At 65.7% G+C, this 18,818-nt stretch carries 17 protein-coding genes; 15 read left to right on the forward strand and 2 right to left on the reverse strand.

Annotated features, from left to right (window positions below):
- The first annotated feature begins 7 nt into the window (after positions 1 to 7).
- From gpt to AB7E19_RS12380, 6 genes are all read left to right on the forward strand, one after another.
- The gene (gpt, locus tag AB7E19_RS12355) at positions 8 to 475 is read left to right on the forward strand and encodes a xanthine phosphoribosyltransferase (RefSeq protein ID WP_039040347.1); all 468 of its coding nucleotides are present in this window, start codon (positions 8 to 10) and stop codon (positions 473 to 475) included.
- Between the two features lie 174 nt (positions 476 to 649).
- Positions 650 to 1,918 carry an esterase FrsA gene (gene frsA, locus AB7E19_RS12360; protein WP_010675462.1) on the forward strand — a complete coding sequence of 423 codons (1,269 nt, stop codon included), beginning with the start codon at positions 650 to 652 and terminating at the stop codon, positions 1,916 to 1,918.
- Between the two features lie 62 nt (positions 1,919 to 1,980).
- Positions 1,981 to 2,373 (forward strand): sigma factor-binding protein Crl, encoded by a 393-nt coding sequence (gene crl, locus AB7E19_RS12365; RefSeq protein ID WP_128313970.1) that lies wholly within the window; start codon positions 1,981 to 1,983, stop codon positions 2,371 to 2,373.
- Positions 2,374 to 2,518: 145 nt separating this feature from the next.
- A complete protein-coding gene (gene proB, locus AB7E19_RS12370) occupies positions 2,519 to 3,622 on the forward strand; it encodes a glutamate 5-kinase (RefSeq protein WP_048207022.1) in 1,104 nt (367 codons plus the stop codon).
- A gap of 32 nt (positions 3,623 to 3,654) precedes the next feature.
- Entirely contained in the window at positions 3,655 to 4,911 is a 1,257-nt protein-coding gene (locus tag AB7E19_RS12375; RefSeq protein ID WP_427935470.1) for a glutamate-5-semialdehyde dehydrogenase, read from the forward strand.
- Positions 4,912 to 5,067: 156 nt separating this feature from the next.
- Positions 5,068 to 5,703, forward strand: coding sequence for a murein L,D-transpeptidase catalytic domain family protein (locus AB7E19_RS12380; RefSeq protein WP_042016892.1), 636 nt, complete (start codon positions 5,068 to 5,070; stop codon positions 5,701 to 5,703).
- 151 nt (positions 5,704 to 5,854) lie between these two features.
- Here AB7E19_RS12380 and AB7E19_RS12385 read toward each other — a convergent pair whose 3' ends face one another.
- Positions 5,855 to 6,286, reverse strand: coding sequence for a universal stress protein (locus AB7E19_RS12385; RefSeq protein WP_041212463.1), 432 nt, complete (start codon positions 6,284 to 6,286; stop codon positions 5,855 to 5,857).
- A 194-nt stretch (positions 6,287 to 6,480) separates the two neighbouring features.
- Between AB7E19_RS12385 and AB7E19_RS12390 the strand changes: the two genes are divergently transcribed.
- Positions 6,481 to 7,224, forward strand: coding sequence for a hypothetical protein (locus AB7E19_RS12390; protein ID WP_102948432.1), 744 nt, complete (start codon positions 6,481 to 6,483; stop codon positions 7,222 to 7,224).
- Between the two features lie 42 nt (positions 7,225 to 7,266).
- Here AB7E19_RS12390 and AB7E19_RS12395 read toward each other — a convergent pair whose 3' ends face one another.
- A complete protein-coding gene (locus tag AB7E19_RS12395) occupies positions 7,267 to 7,770 on the reverse strand; it encodes an RNA methyltransferase (RefSeq protein WP_102948433.1) in 504 nt (167 codons plus the stop codon).
- Between the two features lie 285 nt (positions 7,771 to 8,055).
- Between AB7E19_RS12395 and AB7E19_RS12400 the strand changes: the two genes are divergently transcribed.
- The 8 genes from AB7E19_RS12400 to nirD all read left to right on the forward strand — a co-directional run bounded on the left by AB7E19_RS12400 (position 8,056) and on the right by nirD (position 18,714).
- Positions 8,056 to 10,680 (forward strand): nitrate reductase, encoded by a 2,625-nt coding sequence (locus AB7E19_RS12400; protein ID WP_322130944.1) that lies wholly within the window; start codon positions 8,056 to 8,058, stop codon positions 10,678 to 10,680.
- Positions 10,681 to 10,708: 28 nt separating this feature from the next.
- Positions 10,709 to 11,467 carry a uroporphyrinogen-III C-methyltransferase gene (gene cobA, locus AB7E19_RS12405; protein ID WP_104452405.1) on the forward strand — a complete coding sequence of 253 codons (759 nt, stop codon included), beginning with the start codon at positions 10,709 to 10,711 and terminating at the stop codon, positions 11,465 to 11,467.
- Positions 11,468 to 11,592: 125 nt separating this feature from the next.
- Positions 11,593 to 12,177, forward strand: a complete 585-nt coding sequence (locus AB7E19_RS12410; protein WP_010675452.1) for an ANTAR domain-containing response regulator — start codon at positions 11,593 to 11,595, stop codon at positions 12,175 to 12,177.
- 344 nt (positions 12,178 to 12,521) lie between these two features.
- The gene (locus AB7E19_RS12415) at positions 12,522 to 13,877 is read left to right on the forward strand and encodes a CmpA/NrtA family ABC transporter substrate-binding protein (RefSeq protein ID WP_322130945.1); all 1,356 of its coding nucleotides are present in this window, start codon (positions 12,522 to 12,524) and stop codon (positions 13,875 to 13,877) included.
- Positions 13,878 to 13,891: 14 nt separating this feature from the next.
- Positions 13,892 to 14,851, forward strand: a complete 960-nt coding sequence (locus AB7E19_RS12420) for an ABC transporter permease (protein ID WP_319855346.1) — start codon at positions 13,892 to 13,894, stop codon at positions 14,849 to 14,851.
- A gap of 31 nt (positions 14,852 to 14,882) precedes the next feature.
- Positions 14,883 to 15,704, forward strand: a complete 822-nt coding sequence (locus tag AB7E19_RS12425; protein ID WP_010675449.1) for an ABC transporter ATP-binding protein — start codon at positions 14,883 to 14,885, stop codon at positions 15,702 to 15,704.
- Between the two features lie 26 nt (positions 15,705 to 15,730).
- Complete coding sequence (gene nirB, locus AB7E19_RS12430; RefSeq protein ID WP_427935476.1) at positions 15,731 to 18,313, forward strand: nitrite reductase large subunit NirB; 2,583 nt, start codon at positions 15,731 to 15,733, stop codon at positions 18,311 to 18,313.
- A gap of 47 nt (positions 18,314 to 18,360) precedes the next feature.
- A complete protein-coding gene (gene nirD, locus AB7E19_RS12435; RefSeq protein WP_048208634.1) occupies positions 18,361 to 18,714 on the forward strand; it encodes a nitrite reductase small subunit NirD in 354 nt (117 codons plus the stop codon).
- Positions 18,715 to 18,818 lie beyond the last annotated feature (104 nt).

The raw sequence follows: 18,818 nt of genomic DNA on the forward strand, positions 1-18,818 counted from the left end.
CGATAGCATGCCAAAAAAGTTCTATGTATCGTGGGATAACCTGCAACGCGAAGCGCGCCGTCTGGCCCGTCGTCAACTGCCTGTCAGCCAGTGGAAAGGGATCATCGCCGTCAGCCGCGGTGGTCTGGTGCCTGCGGCCCTGATGGCCCGCGAACTTGGCATTCGCAATGTCGAAACCCTCTGCATCTCCAGCTATGACCACGACAACCAGCGCGAGCTGGTGGTGGTGAAGGCCGCCACCACCGCAGGTGACGGCGAAGGCTGGCTGGTGGTGGACGATCTGGTGGACACCGGCGGCACCGCCAAGGCGATCCGCGAGCTCTACCCCAGAGCCAAGTTCATCACCATCTTCGCCAAGCCCATGGGCGAACCCCTGGTGGATGACTTCGAAGTCGCCATTCCGCAGGACACCTGGATTGAACAGCCCTGGGACATGGCGCTGGAGTTCGCCAAGCCGATCTGCGACGAAGCGTAATCGCCCCACCGGTCGCGACCAGTGACTCCCCGGCATTCGGGAGCGGACTGATCCGTCGTGATGCAAGGTTGACCACATTGAGCCCCTTTTGGGGCTCAATGCGTTTCTGGTGTGGCTGCTCGATGTGAAAAGTGGTTAAGATGGGACATTGTTTGAGACAGAAGAGCCACCATTTTGGAACCAAACGACGATACCAATCTGACGGAAAAGCTGTTTACCCGGGTCAAAAAGGTATTGGAAACTTCCGAAGTCTCCAACTCGAGCCCCGTCGACGAGCAAGACAGCGCACTGTCTGACAGCTTCATCGATGGCGCCCTGTCGCCCCGCTGGTATCGCCTGCTGCGCAGACCGACCTGGGCCTGGCAGGGGGCCGATCCCGTCGAGGTGGAGCAGACCCTGGCGCACATCGCCATGGGGCAGGGGGAGCGCAGTCACGAACGCTATCTGGACACCATCAAGGGCTATGTGCCCGGCAACTGGGTCTATGAGTGGAGTCAGCTCGCCGGCCGTTATTTCAATACGGGGCGGACGCTGCTGGGGGAAGGGGATCGCGCCGCGGCGCTGAAGAGCCTGCTCAAGGCAGTGCGCTACTACTCCATCGCAAGCTACCCCCACCTCAAGCACGACGAGCTGGCGGATCAGGCCCAGTTGCTCGGCAACATGGCCTATCGCGAGGCCGGACGCCTGTTCAAGGTGCCCCTCAAGGAGCTGCAGGTCCCGTTTCGGGGCAAGACCATCCAGGGCTACCTGCATCTGCCCACCACCGAGAAACCTGTGCCCCTGGTCATCGTCAGCGGTGGCATCGATTCGCTTCAGGTGGACTTCCTCAACTTCTATTTCAAGTGTCTCGAGCCCCACGGCATCGGGATGCTCTCCCTGGACATGCCGGGCACCGGCTATGCCGAACACTGGCCCCTGGTGCAGGACACCAGCCGCCTGCACCAGGCGGTGCTCAACTACCTCTCGGAGGTAGCCTGGGTCGATCACCAGCGCATCGCCATGGTGGGGTTCCGCCTCGCCGGCAATGTGGCGGCCCGTCTCGCCTTCGTCGAGCCGTTCAAGCTTAGGACCGTGGTCTGCATCGGCGCCGGCATCAACCAGGTGTTCACCAATCAGGAGATGTTCGCCCGCTGCCCGCGCATGATGCGCGACGGGCTGGCGAACCGGCTGGGGGCGGACGCGGCCCAGTGGGATCTGCTGCGCACCAAGTGCCAGGTCTTCTCCCTCAAGACCCAGGGATTGCTGGGGAGTCGCACTTCCGTGCCGATATTGAGTATCGGGCACAAGAAAGATTTTATTTGTCCCGAGCAGGATGTCCGGGCATTGGCCGCTGCGAGTCGCAACGGCAAGGCGGTGGTGTTTGACAAGCAGCCACTGCTCGAGGTCTATGACGAGGCACTGAAAGAGACGGTAGATTGGCTCAAAAAGCACTTATGTACATGATATAAAACTAAAAATGTAACATCACCATGTGATGGTATGGCTTGTTCAACAGGGAGGTTAGCATGTCAGAAAGAGTGACTTACAAGCGATTGCTGCGGCAGTTCGCGGCCATTGGCCCCTATTTGCGTGAAGACCTGTGCGAGGAGGGCCGCTACCGCTTTGACTGCCTGTCCGTCTGCGTCAGCGCCAAGCCTGCCCCGGACAAGCGGGAGTTCTGGGGCTGGTGGCTGGTGCTGGAGCAGGCGGATCACAGCTTCAGCTACCACTATCAGACGGGGTTCTACAACGCGGACGGGGAGTGGATCGACAAGGCACTGCCCAAGAAGCATCAGGCGGAAGTGGAACGCACCCTGCAACATTTCTACAAGCTCATCAGCGGCAAGTTGACCCAGCTGGAGTGCACCCTCTCCCCCGCGAAGCAGGTGACCGCCCAACTGAGCGTGACGGCAGCCTGATCCCCAAGCCCCGCATCTTCCCGGTGCGGGGTACCCCGATGCTTTGCCACCGAGCCCGCAACTGCCTGGCGAGGCTTAATTGCCTTGCAGGGCAGGGGGGCCGTGGGTATAAAGGGATTCCTTACTTTTCTAACCCTTCGTTCCCATGGAAAACAGAACCATAGTCGTCAAACTGGGCACCAGCGTGCTCACCGGGGGATCTGCCCGCCTCAACCGTGCCCACATGGTCGAGCTGGTCAGACAATGTGCCGCCTTGCATCGACACGGGCACCGTGTCGTGCTGGTCACGTCGGGGGCCATCGCCGCCGGTCGTGAGCATCTGGGCCACCCTCCGCTGGCGCCTACCCTGCCGAACAAACAGATGCTGGCGGCGGTGGGTCAGACCCAGCTCATCCGGGTATGGCAGGACCTGTTCAACCTCTACGGGCTGCACATCGGCCAGATGCTGCTGACCCGCGCCGACCTGGAAGACAGGGAGCGCTACCTCAATGCCCGCGACACCCTGCGCACCCTGCTCGATCACCGCATCATCCCCGTCATCAACGAGAACGACGCCGTGGCCACCGCCGAGATCAAGGTGGGGGACAACGACAACCTCTCCGCCCGTGCGGCCATCCTGGCGGATGCGGACTTGCTGGTCCTGCTCACGGATCAGAAGGGGCTCTTCACCGCCGACCCGCGCACCAACCCGGATGCCCAGCTCATCGAAGAGGTGCAGACCATAGATGACACCCTGCGCTCCCTTGCCGGTGACAGCGTGAGCGGTCTTGGCACCGGTGGCATGGCCACCAAGCTGCAGGCGGCCGACGTGGCGCGCCGCGCCGGGGTGGACGTGGTGATCGCCACCGGCCAGATCCCGGAAGTGATCGGCCGACTCGCCGCCGGGGAGCGGGTGGGGACCCTGTTCCCGGCCCTGGCATCCCCCCTGGAAGGGCGCAAGAGCTGGATCCTGGCAGGGCCCCCTCCTCACGGCGAAGTGCAGGTGGATCAGGGGGCCGTGGCCGCCATGCAGGAGAAGGGCTCCAGCCTGCTGCCCAAGGGCATCGTCGCGGTGAAGGGAGATTTCGTGCGTGGCGACGTGGTGCGTATCCTGGATCCCAAGGGGAGCGAGCTGGCTCGCGGTATCTGCCGTTACGACCATCTGGAGCTGGATCGGCTGCGCGGTGTCCACTCGGATCAGATTGAACAGGTATTGGGTTACGGCTATGGGGCCGTGGCCATCCACCGTGATGATATGGTGCTGCTCTGAACAGGGCGGCACCGCATGAACAAAAGGGAACTGTGATGAGTCTGGAGAAAATGGGGCAGGCGGCCCGTGAAGCCGCCTATCAACTGGCCACCGTCAGCACGGCACAGAAGAACCGGGCGCTGGCGGCCATCGCCGATGAACTGGAAGCACGCAGTGCCCAGATCCTGGCGGCCAACGAGAAAGACATCGCCGCCGGGCGCGAGGCGGGGCTCACGGAAGCCATGCTGGATCGCCTGCTGCTCAACCCGGCGCGCCTTGCCGGCATAGTGGCGGATGTGCGCAAGGTGATCACCCTGGACGATCCGGTCGGGGCCGAAATCGACAGCCGGGTGCTGGAGAATGGCCTGCGCCTCTCCCGTCGCCGGGTGCCCATCGGGGTCATCGGCGTCATCTACGAGGCGCGCCCCAACGTCACCATCGACATCGCCAGCCTCTGCCTCAAGACCGGCAACGCCAGCATTCTGCGCGGTGGTCGCGAGACCTTCCACTCCAACCTGGAGCTGGTGCGGGTGATCCAGCATGCCCTGGCGGCGTCCGGCCTGCCCGAGGCGGCGGTGCAGTACATCGACAACCCGGACAGGGCGCTGGTGGCCGAGTTGCTGCGCCTCGACCGCTACGTGGACATGATCATCCCCCGCGGCGGCGCGGGTCTTCACAAGATGTGCAAGGAGAACAGCTCCATCCCCGTCATCATCGGCGGGTTTGGTATCAGTCATATCTTCGTGGACGAGAGCGCCGATCTGGCGCGTTCCCTGGCGGTCATCGAGAACGCCAAGGTGCAGCGCCCCTCCGCCTGCAACGCCCTCGATACCCTGCTGATACACGAGAAGGTGGCGGCCACCCTGCTGCCGCAACTGGTGGCTCTGATGAACGAGCGCAAGGTGACCCTGGTGGGCGCGCCCAACGCCATGGCGCTGCTGGCTGGCAGCGACAACCTGTGCGACGCGGGGCCGGAAGATTTCGACACCGAGTGGCTGGGGCTGACTCTGGGGGTCAAGGTGGTGGCGGACGTCAACGAGGCGCTGGCCCATATGCGCGAGCACAACGCCGGCCACTCCGATGCCATCCTGACCAACTCCCTCGCCAATGCCGAGCGTTTCGTCAACGGGGCCGGTTCGGCGGCGGTCTATGTCAACGCCTCCACCCGCTTCACCGACGGCGGCCAGTTTGGCCTCGGGGCCGAGGTGGCGGTCTCGACCCAGATGCTTCACGCCCGTGGCCCCATGGGGCTGACCGAACTCACCAGCTACAAGTGGGTGGGGCAGGCGGATTATCTCAGCCGTGCCTGATCCAGGCACGCTCAGCAAGCAGGACAATGCCGACTCAGGTCGGCATTTTTGTGCTTTTTTATTGCTCGCAATCAATGGCTTGCATATAACTATCCAGCAGGATGCGGTGTCACCCGGGGCATCAGGCCAGCGACAGCAAGGGGAGCAACTTCAAGGATGAAGGGACAGGATAGGAGTGCGTGGTGGGGCAGCCTCTGGCTGAGCCTGCCACTGCTGCTGGGGGCGCTCTGTTTCAGCGGCGCCAGCCACGCCAGCTGGGACCAGGATCTCTATCGTCAGCTCGGGCTGGCCGGCAAGCTCGACAGCCGCGTGTTTCGCAAGGCCCTGGACGGTTACCAGAGCGTGCGCCACAAGCGAAAACCCATTCTCACCATCATCGACTACAGCAAGCCCTCGACCATGCGCCGGCTGTTCGTCATCGACGTCAAGCGCCACAAGCTGCTCTACCACACCTGGGTCAGCCACGGCCGCAATTCGGGGGAGCTGGCCGCCCGCCAGTTCTCCAATCAGATGAATTCCCGGCAAAGTTCCCTGGGGGTCTACCGCACCGCCGAGACCTATCAGGGCAAGCACGGTTACTCCCTGCGTCTCGATGGCCTCAGTCCCGGCAAGAACAGCAATGCCCGCAAGCGCGCCATCGTGGTGCACGGGGCGGATTATGCCAGCCCCAGGCATCTGCAGAAGTTTGACAAGCTGGGGCGTAGCTGGGGATGCCCGGCCCTGCCAAGGGAGCAGTCCAGGGCCATTATCGACACCATCAAGGGAGGGAGCGTCATCTATGCCCATGGCTGAGACCCTGTCCGCGAACCAGGACTGGTGGGCGGCGCTCTACCTGGGCGACGACCTCTCGTGATCCCTCGTGCACCGGTTCTGAGATGAGCATCCCATGGCAATCAATAGCAAAAAGGCCAGCATATGCTGGCCTTGGCGCATCAGACGGGGATTATTTGCGGACCACCAGCACAGGGCAGGGAGCGTGGCGCACCACGGATTCTGCCACGCTGCCCACCAGCAGGTGGGTGATGCCGGAGCGGCCATGGCTGCCCATGACCACGAGATCCACCTTGTCTTCCTTCGCCTGGAGGACGATTTCATCGGCGGCGCGGCCAAAACGGACCTCGAACTTGGCCGGAATCGGCAGGCAGGCGACCAGTTCCTTGAGCTGACTCTTGGCCTGGCGTTCCATCTCGTGGGTGATCTCGATGGCCGTCATGTGCAGGATCTTGTAGCTGTCGAAGCCGTGTAGCTGATCCACCACGTGGACCAGTTTGAGCTCGGCCTGGTGGGTGTTGGCCATGAAGACGGCGTAGTCGAGTACCGCTCTGGACATCTCGGAGAAATCGACGGGGCAGAGCAGGGATTTGATGGTTGGCATGAGAATCTCCCCTCAAGTTGGGCTACTAATGAATCTTGTTTGCCATGATACGCTGTGGGGCGACAATAACCCTCGACCCGCTCGCAAAATGGGGAAAATGTCGGCCGGGACTCTGTTTTTCTATGCTATCTGTATGCCTGAACGGGCCGTCCGGCGGTGAGCATCTGCCGAGTGCCATATCACTGAGGATATTCATGGTTCGTCTTTTTCTGTTCTGTTGCCTGCTGATCACCTCGTTCGTGCGGGCAGACACCATACACGTCTATTGCGACGACTGGCCCGGCTTCTGTCACCGGGACGGCAAGGGGGTCTATCTGGATGTGGTTCGAGCCATCTATGAACCCCTGGGGCACGAGGTGAAGCTTCACATGGTGCCTTACAAACGGGCACTGGCGGTGGTGTCGCAAAAGGAGGGGGACATGGCGATGGGGGTCTATCGGGGAGAAGTGCCCGGGGTCCATCAGCCCGACTACCCCGACTCGGCGGACTACGTGAGCGTGGTGATGCAAAAGCGCTGGCTGCCGCACTGGGCAGGGGAGCACAGCCTCAAGGAGCAGGAGGTGCTCTGGCTGAGGGGGTGGGCCTTTGACAAGTTCATCCCGGAGCCGATGCGCTGGTTCGAGATAGACAGCCACGAGATGGCGCTGCAATTGCTGCTCAAGGGGCGTTACCGCTACTACCTGACCGACGGCGCCCTCTACCCCGAAGGCTCCCTTCCCCCCGAGCTGGTACAGGTATTCCTGCGCTGGATTCCGACCTACCCCATCTTCGCCGATACCCCGAAGGGCAGGCAGTTGCACGGGCTCTGGGATCCCGGCATGCGCACACTGATAAGGCAGGGCAAGCTGGCGGAGATCTATCGGCAGAACAAGCTGTACGACTACTACCAGGACTTTCTCAGGGAACAGGTGGTGCGGGCGAACAAGCCACAGCCCTAGCTGTCGGGCCTGATGCCGTCATCGGGCCCCTCTTGTCCTGCCTCAGCCTTTGGCTCTGAGCGTCTTGGCCAACCGGTCATAGAGGATGACGTTGACCGAGGCGGCCAGGTTCATGCAACCCTGAGTCGGCACATAGATGACCTCCTTCACCGCCGCGAAGCGGGCGGGTTCCAGGGTGCCATCCTCCGGGCCGAAGATGTAGAAGGCTCTCTCGGGGTGCACGTAATCCGGCAGGGGCGTGGCCCCCTCGATCAAATCCACCAGCACAGGGGTGCAGCCCTCGGGCACGAAGTCCAGCAGCTCCTCGACCCCGAGCAGGGGGATCTTCTCCACCATCTGCTTGGTGTCGGTGACAAAACGCCTCGCCAGCTCGAAGCGCTGCCCCGTGTAGTAGACTTCGTCCGCCCCGTAGCAGCCGGCGGCCCGCATCACGGCACCCACGTTCTCCGGGGATTTGGGATTGACCAGCCCGATGGCGCAATAGTCCCCTCTCTCCCGGGCATCTGCCCGGTGCTGCCAGGCAGCGCCTTCATCTGACACTTTCATCTCTCTCTCCTGTGTGGCGGCGCATTATACCCCCGGTGGGCCCCTTGCCCAGTGTGCGGGGCGGATTCCCGCAAGGCGGGCCCAACAAGGGGGCGGCTGCACCGTGGCGGCGCAGCCCGACCCCCTGATGCGCAATGGCGGCGCCCCTTGCATCCTGGCGCGGGGTTTGCAGTCACTTCCCCATACAAGACGATGAGGCATCCGGACAAAGGCGTCCGTCCCCGCAGGGGGGCGGACGCTTTTTTTTATGGGCCCCTCGTCAGACACATGACAAGGAGCAAGGGAATGAAGACCACCTGTGCCTATTGCGGAGTGGGGTGCGGCATCCGGCTGAGCCGGGAGGGAGACAACTGGCAGTTGCAGGGGGATGAGCAGCATCCGGCCAACGGCGGCGCCCTGTGCGTCAAGGGGGCCAGCCTGCTGGAGAGCCTGGCCTTTCCCGATCGCCTGCTCTATCCGCGCTGGATAGGGCAGCGCATCGGCTGGGAGGAGGCCCTGGACACCCTGGCGGAGCGCTTTGCCGCCATCCTGGCCGAGTCCGGGCCGGATGCCATCGGCATCTATCTGTCGGGCCAGCTCACCACCGAGGATTACTACGTCGCCAACAAGCTGATGAAGGGGTACCTCGGCAGTGCCAACGTGGACACCAACTCCCGGCTCTGCATGTCGTCGGCGGTGGTGGCCCACCAGCGCGCCTTCGGGGAGGATCTGGTGCCCGCCTGTTACGAGGATCTGGAGCTCGCCGATCTGGTGGTGCTCACCGGTGCCAACACCGCCTGGACCCATCCCGTGCTGTTTCGCCGCCTGCAGCAGGCCAGGGCGCGGCGCCCCGAGCTCAGGCTGGTGGTGCTGGATCCCCGCCGCACCATGACGGCGGAGCAGGGGGATCTGCATCTGGCGCTCAAACCCGGCAGCGACGTGACGCTCTGGAACGGCCTGTGCCGCTACCTGCTCGATGTCGATGGCTGGGACAAGGCCTATGTGGCGCAGCACGTGAGCGGTTTCGAGGAACTTGCGGGCGCGCTGGACGACCCCGCCTGGCAGCTGGACGAGGTGGCCCGCAGCTGCGGCCTCTCCCGCAGCGATCTGCTCGGTTTCTACCAGATCTTTGCCCGTACCCCCAAGACCGTCACCCTGTTCTGCCAGGGGATCAACCAGTCCAACCAGGGGGTGGACAAGGCCAACGCCATCATCAACGCCCACCTGATGTGCGGTCGCATCGGCAAGCCGGGGGCGGCTCCCTTCTCCATGACGGGGCAACCCAACGCCATGGGAGGGCGCGAGGTGGGGGGGCTCGCGACCCAGCTCGCCGCCCACATGGGCTTTGGCGAGGCCGAGTGCGATCGGGTACAGCGCTTCTGGGGAAGCCCGACCATGGTGCGCGGGCCGGGGCACAAGGCCGTCGAGCTGTTCGAGGCGGTGCACCGGGGGGAGATCCGCGCGCTCTGGGTGCTCGGCACCAACCCGGCGGTCTCCCTGCCGGACGGCAACCGGGTGCGCGAGGCCCTGAGCCGCTGCGAGCTGCTGGTGGTCTCCGAGGTGACGGCCAACACCGACACGGCGCGCCTCGCCCACCTGCTGTTGCCTGCCGCCGCCTGGGGGGAGAAGAGCGGCACCGTCACCAACTCCGAGCGCACCATCAGCCGCCAGCGCGCCTTCCTGCCCCTGCCGGGGGAGGCCAGGCCCGACTGGTGGGCCCTGACCCGGTTCGCCCGTCGGCTCGGCTTTGGCGAGGGGTTCGCCTATGAGCACGAGCACGAGATCTTCTGCGAGCATGCCGCCCTCTCCGGCTTTGAGAACGACGGATCCCGCCAGTTCGACATCTCCGGGCTGGCGGGTCTCACCCGTGCCGAATTCGAGGCCCTTTCTCCCCTGCGCTGGCCCGTCAACGCCGACTGGCCCCGTGGGCGGGATCGCCTGTTCGAGGATGGGCGCTTTGCCACCCCGGATGGCCGGGCCCGCCTGCTGCCCCTGGCCCAGCGCTTCCCCGAGCAGCCAGAAACGCCCCCGCTTGCAGGGGCTGTCTCCCTGCTCCTCAACAGTGGCCGCCTGCGGGATCAGTGGCACACCATGACCCGCACCGGCCACGTGCCCCGGTTGCAGGAGGCCGAGCCCTGGCCCAGGGTGCGAATGGGGGCCGCCAGCCTGCTGGCGCTTGGCGTGAAGGAGGGGGATCTGGTGCGCCTTTGCAACGGGCTCGGGGAGGCGCTGCTGCTGGTGGGGCTGGATGAGGGGCTCAGGGAGGGGGAGGCCTTCCTGCCCATGCACTGGACCGACAGCCAGTGCAGCCTGGGGGCGGTCAACCGCCTCATCGCCCCCGTGGTGGATCCCCTTTCCGGCCAGCCGATGTTCAAACAGGGGCTGGTGCAGGCCAGGGCGCAGCTCACCCGCTGGCAAGGGATCTGGTGTGGCCGTGGTGAGTGGCGCGAGCCGGTGGACTGGTGGGCCAGGCGTCCCCTGCCCGAGGGGAACTGCACCCTGCTGGCCTCCTGGTCAGAGAGCACAGAGCGCCTGTGGCAACGGCTGGGGGCCGAGGGGCACTGGCTCAAGCTGCCCATGAAGGAGGGGTGGCTGGCCGTGGCCCTGGCCGGAGATCGTATCGAGGGGATCCTGCTGGTGGGGGGGCGGCGCCCGGACATCAAGGTCGACCTGCTGGCCAGTCTGCTCGGCACGCCGCTCCAGGCGGGGGCCCTGAGCCAGACCCTGAGCCAGGCCCTGGCCGGGGAGAGCCGGCTGGTCTGCTCCTGCCTGCGGGTCTCGGAGCAGCGCATCGTCGATGCCATCACCCGGCAGGGGGTGAGCGAGTTGGCGGGGCTGCAGGCCCTGCTCGGCTGTGGCAGCAACTGCGGCACCTGTCTGCCCGAAATCGACAAGCTGTTGATCAAACATGTTTTCCTGGCATCCGCTTAGTGCGGTGCCAGGACACAAGGAGCCTGAGATGAGCCAAATCAGTCTGGTGGGAGCGGGCCCCGGGCCCCTCGAATTGTTGACCCTGCGCGCCCTGCACCGTCTGGAGGCGGCAGAGGTCGTGGTCTATGACCGCCTGGTGGGGAGCGAGATCCTGGCCCGCATTCCCCACGGGGCGGCCCGCTTCGACGTGGGCAAGCGCTGCGGTGAGCCGAGCCCGACCCAGGAGGAGATCAACGCCCTGCTGCTGGCCCTGGCCCGCACGGGCAAGCGGGTAGTGCGCCTCAAGGGAGGGGATCCCCTGGTGTTCGGGCGCGGCGGCGAGGAGGCGCTGCACCTGGCCCGGCACGGCATCGAGGCCGAGCTGGTGCCGGGGATCACGGCGGCCCTGGGGTGCGCCGCCAGCAGCTTCATTCCCCTGACTCACAGGGGGCTGGCCCGCTCCCTGACCCTGGTGACGGGGCACCTGATGGACGAGCGCGACTATCAGGGCTGGCACGGGCTGACCCGGGCGGGCCACACCCTGGTGTTCTACATGGGGCTGGAGCGGGCGGCCCGCATTCGGGAAGGGATGTTGAGGGCGGGGGCTCCGGGCGCGCTGCCGGTGGCCCTGGTGGTGGCTGGCTGCAGCCCCCGCCAGCAGGTGCACGAGGCCACGCTCGATGGCCTGGAGCAGGCCGCCCGTGCCCTGCTGGGCCAGAGCCCGGTGCTGATCATCATGGGGGAGGTGGTGCGGCTGCGCGCCGAGCTGCAGGGGCTGCTGACGGAGGCCCTGGAACGGGTCGCCTGAGGGGCGATTTTCCCTCTACCCCCACTACCTCCTGATAGATAAAAAGGAGGTAGATTCAAAGAGTTGGCCTTCATGTTGCGGCATTTTCGCCAGACAGAACGCGATCGTCGCCGGCAAGGAGCGCCATGACCACTTTTTCCACCCGGGGCCAGGACGGCCCCGCTTCCCGGCTGTTGATCCACGCCGATGACCCGGGCCAGGCGAACCGCCTGGCCCTACTGGTCAGTCACTACGGCCATCAGCCCGGGATCCTCGATACCCGCCAGTTGCTGACTCCGACGCAGAGGGGGGATGCCCTGCTCGTCAGTTGCCGCCAGTTCAGCGCCGAGGTACGCCTTGGCCTCTCCCTTTGGCCCGACATGCCGCGGCTCTTGTTCTGCGAGCGGCTGGGGGGCGATACCCAGCTCGCCCTGTTGCAGCAGGGGGTGTTGCTGGTGCCCCACCCTTGCGGCGAGCGTGAGCCGGTGGAGCAGTGGCTGCGTCTGGCCCGCAGTCAGCTCGCCATGGTGCAGGCCCTGATGCAGACCGAGAGCGAGCTGCGCCAGAAGCTGGAGGATAGGCGGCTCATCGAGCAGGCCAAGGGACGCCTGATGCGCCATCAGGGGCTGGACGAGGACGAGGCCTATCGCCTGATGCGCAGCACCGCCATGAGCCGTCACCTGAGCCTGGGGGAGCTGGCGCGGCAACTGCTGCAGGCTTTGCCCGCCTGAGCGCCCCCGTGGCCAACCGTTTTGGTGCAACTGCGCCTAATTGAGGCAAATTTGAGGGAGGATCAGGGCACCACAGACCGCAAAGGGCCGCCTGATGCACCCTGGACGAGCTGGCACGGAAAGTGAATAACAAAAACACGATAGCAATGAAGTAACGATGCGCAGTGAGGGGCCGGTCAGGTCACTCACCCGCAACAGGGCAAAGAAGCCCCGCCGATCCCGGATCGGCGGGGCTTTTTTTTGGTCGCGACGCACCTTGGGTCGCAGCGCTGCAACGAGGTGGCACTGCGATTCCAGGCAGCCTGGCGCCATGGCCCTGACCCGGAACCGAGGGAGGAGATGCAATGAACAGACGACAAGGATGTGCGGGGTTGCTGCTGGCGGCGCTGTCGCTGCCGGTGCTGGCACTGGGAGCCCCGGAGCAGGAGGAGCTCAGGCTCGGCTTCATCAAGCTGACCGACATGGCGCCGCTGGCGGTGGCCTACGAGCAGGGCTATTTCGAGGATGAGGGACTCTACGTCACCCTCGAAGCCCAGGCGAACTGGAAGATCCTGCTGGATCGGGTGATAGACGGCGAGCTGGACGGTGCCCAGATGCTGGCGGGCCAGCCCCTGGCGGCCCACATCGGCATCGGCACCCAGGCCGAGCTGGTGACGGCGTTTGCCATGGATCTCAACGGCAACGCCATCACTGTGGCCAACAGCGTCTGGGCCGCCATAGCGCCCCAGTTGCCCAGGCCGCAGGCGGGCCAGGTGCCGCCCCCGGTGAGCGCCGCCGCCCTCAAGCCCGTGGTGGCGGAGTATCGCCAGGGGGGCAAGCCCTTCAACATGGGGATGGTCTTCCCCGTCTCCCCCCACAACTACGAGCTGAGGTACTGGCTGGCGGCAGGTGGCCTGCACCCCGGTTTCTATGCGCCCCGGCTCGGCGACAACTCGGGCCAGCGCCAGGCGGACGTGCTGCTGTCGGTGACGCCGCCCCCCCAGATGCCCGCCACCCTGGAGGCGGGGACCATCGCCGGCTACAGCGTGGGGGAGCCCTGGAACCAGCAAGCGGTCGCCAGGGGCATAGGGGTGCCCGTCATCACGGATAACGAGATCTGGCGCAACAACCCGGAGAAGGTGTTCGGCGTCACCCGGCAGTGGGCCGAACGTCACCCCAACACCCATGTGCGGCTGGTGAAGGCGCTGCTGCGGGCGGCCTGGTGGCTGGATGCAGACGACAACGGCAACCGGCGCGCGGCGGCCAAGCTGCTGGCCAAACCCGAGTACGTGGGGGCGGACGAGCAGGTGATCGCCAGCTCCATGACGGGCACCTTCGAGTACGCCAGGGGGGACAAGCGCCAGGTGCCGGATTTCAACGTCTTCTTCCGCCACCACGCCACCTATCCCTACTACTCCGACGCCATCTGGTACCTGACCCAGATGCGGCGCTGGGGCCAGATCCCCGAGGCCAGGCCGGATGCCTGGTTCGAGGAGGTGGCCAAGGCCGTCTATCAACCGGATGTCTATCGCCAGGCCGCCGAGGCCCTCATCGCCGAGGGCAAGCTCAAGGCCAGTGACTTCCCCCACTTTGCCAGCGAGCAGGGCTATCGCGGCCCCCAGGATGGCTTCATCGACGGCCTCATCTATGACGGCCGCCACCCCAACGCCTACCTGCAACAGTTCGCCATCGGCCTCAAGGGCGATGAGCGGGTGCAATGAGCAAGGAGATCCCGATGAAACGACACGCATGGCCCCTCATCCATTTAAAAGCCATCAACTGGAAAATCATGGTGCAGCCCCTGCTCGGCGTGCTGCTCTTCCTCGGCCTCTGGCAGTGGGGGGCGAGCCAGGTGCAGACCAGTCTGGGCACCCTGCCGGGGCCGCTCGCCACCGCCAGCCAGCTCTGGTCCCTCGGGCAGGAGCATCTGCAGGAGCGGGAGAAGGCGGCGGCCTTCCTCGAACGCCAGCAGGTGCGCAACGCCGAGCGACTGGCGGCGGATCCGGCGGCCGAGGTGAAGCTGCGTCCCTACACAGGACGTCCCACCTTCTTCGATCAGATAGCCACCAGCCTGCTCACCGTGCTGTGCGGCTTCGCGCTGGCGACCCTGATCGCCATTCCGTGCGGGGTGCTGCTCGGCATGAATCAGGGGCTCTATCGCGCCGCCAACCCGGTGATCCAGCTGCTCAAGCCGGTGTCGCCGCTGGCCTGGCTGCCCCTCATCACGCTAGTGGTGAGCGCTCTGTATGCAAACCCCACCCCCTGGCTTGCCAAGTCCTTCCTCACCTCGGCCCTGACGGTGACCCTCTGCTCCCTCTGGCCGACCCTGATCAACACGGCGGTCGGCGTGGCGGGGCTGGATGGGGATCTGCACAACGTCAGCCGGGTGCTGCGCCTCTCCTTTGTGACCCACGTGCGGCGCATCGTGCTGCCAGGGGCCCTGCCCATGATCTTCACCGGACTGCGGCTCTCCCTTGGGGTGGCCTGGATGGTGCTGATCGCGGCGGAGATGCTGGCCCAGAACCCGGGGCTCGGCAAGTTCGTGTGGGACGAGTTCCAGAGCGGCGGCTCTGCGTCTCTGGCCCGCATCATGGTGGCGGTGATCACCATAGGCCTCATCGGCTGCGCCCTGGACAGGGGCATGCTGGCCCTGCAGCAGTGGTTGTCCTGGGACAAGCGTCAGGTGCTGCGTTAATCACATTCCTATTCAGGCAGGAGAAGAGCCAATGAAGAGTTATCTGGAGATAAGCGACGTCGGCATCTCGTTCGAGACGGAGCAGGGCAGCTTCGAGGCCTTGAGCCGGGTCAACCTGCGCATCGAGAAGGGGGAGTTCGTCTCCCTCATTGGTCACTCGGGCTGCGGCAAGAGCACCGTCCTCAACCTGGTGGCCGGGCTGCTGGAGCCGACCCTGGGGGGCATCATTCTCGATGGTCGCGAGGTGGCGGGCCCGGGGCCCGAGCGGGCCATGGTGTTCCAGAACCACGCCCTGCTGCCCTGGCTCAGCGTCCAGCAGAACGTGGCGCTGGCGGTGGCCCAGGTGGAGTCTGACAAGCGGGCGGTGGCGGAGCGGGTGGACTACTACCTCTCCCTGGTGCAGATGGATCACGCCAGCCAGAAGATGCCCCACGAGCTGTCGGGGGGGATGAAGCAGCGGGTCGGCATTGCCCGCGCCCTCTCGCTCTCCCCCAAGGTGCTGCTGATGGACGAGCCGTTCGGCGCCCTCGATGCCCTGACCCGGGCCCATCTGCAGGACGCGCTGATGGCGATCCAGGCGGAGCTTGGCAACACCGTCATCATGATCACCCACGACGTGGACGAGGCGGTGCTGCTCTCCGATCGCATCGTCATGATGACCAATGGCCCCAGCGCCACCGTCGGGGAGATCCTGACCGTGGACCTGCCAAGGCCCAGAGACAGGGTCGCCCTGGCGGACGATCCCCACTACCACAAGCTGCGCCAGCAGGTGCTGCGCTTCCTCTACGAGAAGCAGCGCAAGGTGACCCCCCTCAAGGCAGCCGGGCAGGTGCGCAGCAAGCTGCGCGCCTGAGCCCGCCGGATTCAAGGAAGAGAGACATGACTGACAAAGAGCAACAGTGGGTGGCAGGGGGCGGCATGGACCTGCTCGGTCGCCAGAACAGTGGTTCCGCCGAACAGACCGCAAAGCAACGGCTGCTGGTGGTGGGCAACGGCATGGTGGGCCATCACTTCGTCGAACAGCTGGTGGCGGCGGGCGGCCTCGAGCGGTTCGACGTGACGGTGTTTGGCGCCGAGCCTGACGCCGCCTACGACAGGGTGCACCTCTCCGAGGTATTCGGCGGCAAGGCGCCCCAGGCCCTGCGCATGGCGGATCCCGCCTGGTATGAGGAGAGCGGCATTGCGCTGCGGCTGGGGGCCGAGGTGGAGGTGCTCGACCGGGCCACCCGCACCCTGACGCTGGCCAACGGCGAGCAGTTCCCTTACGACCGTCTGGTGCTGGCGACCGGCTCGGTCCCCTTCGTGCCCCCCATCCCCGGCCATCAGCGGGAAGGCTGCTTCGTCTATCGCACCCTGGGAGATCTTGCCGCCATCCGCGATGCCTGCGCCCAGGCCCGCAGCGGCGTGGTCATCGGCGGCGGCCTGCTCGGGCTGGAGGCGGCCAACGCCCTGCGCCTGCTCGGGCTCAAGACCCAGGTGGTGGAGTTCGCCCCAAGGCTGATGCCGGTACAGCTCGACGAGAGCGGCGGCGCCGTGCTGCGGGACAAGATCCAGGCCCTCGGGGTCGAGGTGCTGGTGGAGAAAGCCACCGAGTGCATCGAGCAGGGGGAGCAGGCCCGTCATCGCCTGCGTTTCAAGGACGGCACTCACATTGAGACCGACGTGCTGCTGTTCTCGGCGGGGATCCGCCCCGCCGATACCCTGGCCCGGCAATCCGGGCTGGAGGTCGGGGAGCGCGGCGGCATCTGCATCGACGACGGCTGCCACAGTTCGGATCCCGCCATCCTCGCCATCGGCGAGTGCGCGCTCTGGCAGGGCCGCATCTTCGGCCTGGTGGCCCCCGGCTACCAGATGGCCCGGGCCGCCGTGGCCAGCCTGTGTGGCGGCGAGACCCGCTTTATCGGGGCCGACATGTCCACCAAGCTCAAGCTGATGGGGGTGGACGTGGGCTCCATCGGCGATGCCCACGCCAGCACCGTCGGTGCCCAGGAGCTGCTGCTGCTGGACAGGGTCAACGGCATCTACAAGAAGCTGGTGACCGACGGCGAGGGCAATCGCCTGCTCGGCGCCATCCTGGTGGGGGACGGGGCCGATTACGAGCGACTGCTGCAGTACTACCAGAACGGGGTGGCGTTGCCCCAGCCGCCGCTCTCCCTGCTGGTGGGGGAGGTCGGGGCCGCTCCCGCGCCCCTGGTGCTGCCGGACAGCGCCATCCTCTGCTCCTGCCACAACGTTAGCAAGGGGGACGTGGTGGCCGCCGTTCGGGCGGGCAATCACGAGCTGGCGGCGGTGAAGAGCTGCACCAAGGCCGGCACCGGCTGCGGCGGTTGCAGCAACCTGCTCAAGCAGGTGGTGGATCAGACCCTGGCGGACCTTGGCGTCGAGGCGGACAAGGGGTTGTGCGAGCACTTCGCCTACGGCCGTCAGGAGCTCTATCACCTGGCCCGGGTGGGCGAGCTGAAGAGCTTCGAGGCGCTGCGGGACAAGCATGGCCAGGGGCTGGGGTGCGACATCTGCAAGCCGACGGTGGCCTCCATCCTGGCGTCCCTCTGGAACGAGCACGTGCTGGAGAAACCGCACCGTGGCCTGCAGGACACCAACGACGCCTTCCTTGCGAACCTGCAAAAGGACGGCACCTATTCGGTGGTGCCGCGCATCCCGGGGGGGGAGATCATCCCGGAGGGGCTCATCACCATCGGCGAAGTGGCGCGCAAGTACGGCCTCTACACCAAGATCACCGGCGGCCAGCGCATCGATCTCTTCGGCGCCCGGGTCGACCAGCTGCCCGCCATCTGGGGCGAGCTGGTGGCGGCGGGCTTCGAGACCGGTCAGGCCTACGGCAAGTCGGTGCGCACCGTGAAGTCCTGTGTGGGCTCCACCTGGTGTCGTTACGGGGTGCAGGACTCCATGACCCTGACCCAGACCCTGGAGCACCGCTACAAGGGGCTGCGGGCGCCACACAAGCTGAAGTTTGCGGTCTCCGGCTGCACCCGGGAGTGCGCCGAGGCCCAGAGCAAGGACATCGGCGTCATCGCCACCGAGCGGGGCTGGAACCTCTATGTGTGTGGCAACGGCGGCATGCGGCCGCGCCACGCCGACCTGTTCGCCACGGATCTCGACGAGCAGACCCTGATCCGCTACATCGATCGGCTGCTGATGTTCTACGTGCGCACCGGGGACAGGCTGCAACGCACCTCGATCTGGATGGAGAACATGGAAGGGGGGCTCGACTATCTCAGGTCGGTGATCATCGAGGACAGGCTCGGCATCGGTGCCGAGCTGGAGGCCATGATGGAGGGGATCGTCGGCACCTGGCAGTGCGAGTGGAAGAGCACATTGGCGGATCCGGACAAGCTCAAGCTGTTCGAGGCCTTCGTCAACCGGCCCGAGGACGAGACGCCGCCGCGCCGTGAGGAGCGGGGGCAATGGGTGCCGGATATCGCTGTCAAGGAGGTGGTATGAGCGGGGGCAACGGGTTGCACGCCCGCCATCAGTATCAAGGAGGTGGTATGAAGGATGACAAGGACGATGCACAGCTCTGCGGGCAGTGGCACCGGGTGTGCGAGCTGGCGGCGCTGCCGGAGCAGGCCGGGCGCAGCGCCTGGCTGGAGGGGCGGGTACTGGCGCTGTTTCGCCTCGGGGAGCATGTCTATGCCCTGGACGGTGTTGATCCCCTGGCCGGCGTCGCCGTGCTGGGGCGTGGCCTGGTGGGGGATGCCGGTGGGGAGCCCGTGGTGGCCTCGCCGCTGTACAAGCAGCGCTACGCCCTGATGGACGGTCGCTGTCTGGACGATCCTGCCCTGAGCGTCGCCTGCTGGCCGGTGCGGCTGGAGGGGAGCGAGGTCTGGGTACAGCTGGGGTGAGTGGCCCATCTGAAAACCATGTTGTGATCGCCGGGCACTGCCCGGTGATTTTTTGTGCGCGACCCGACATTTCTTGTACGAGAGGATGGCGGGAAAACGTTTTT

Origin of the sequence: Aeromonas sp. (assembly GCF_050252055.1) — a bacterium.
Taxonomy (GTDB): domain Bacteria; phylum Pseudomonadota; class Gammaproteobacteria; order Enterobacterales; family Aeromonadaceae; genus Aeromonas; species Aeromonas caviae.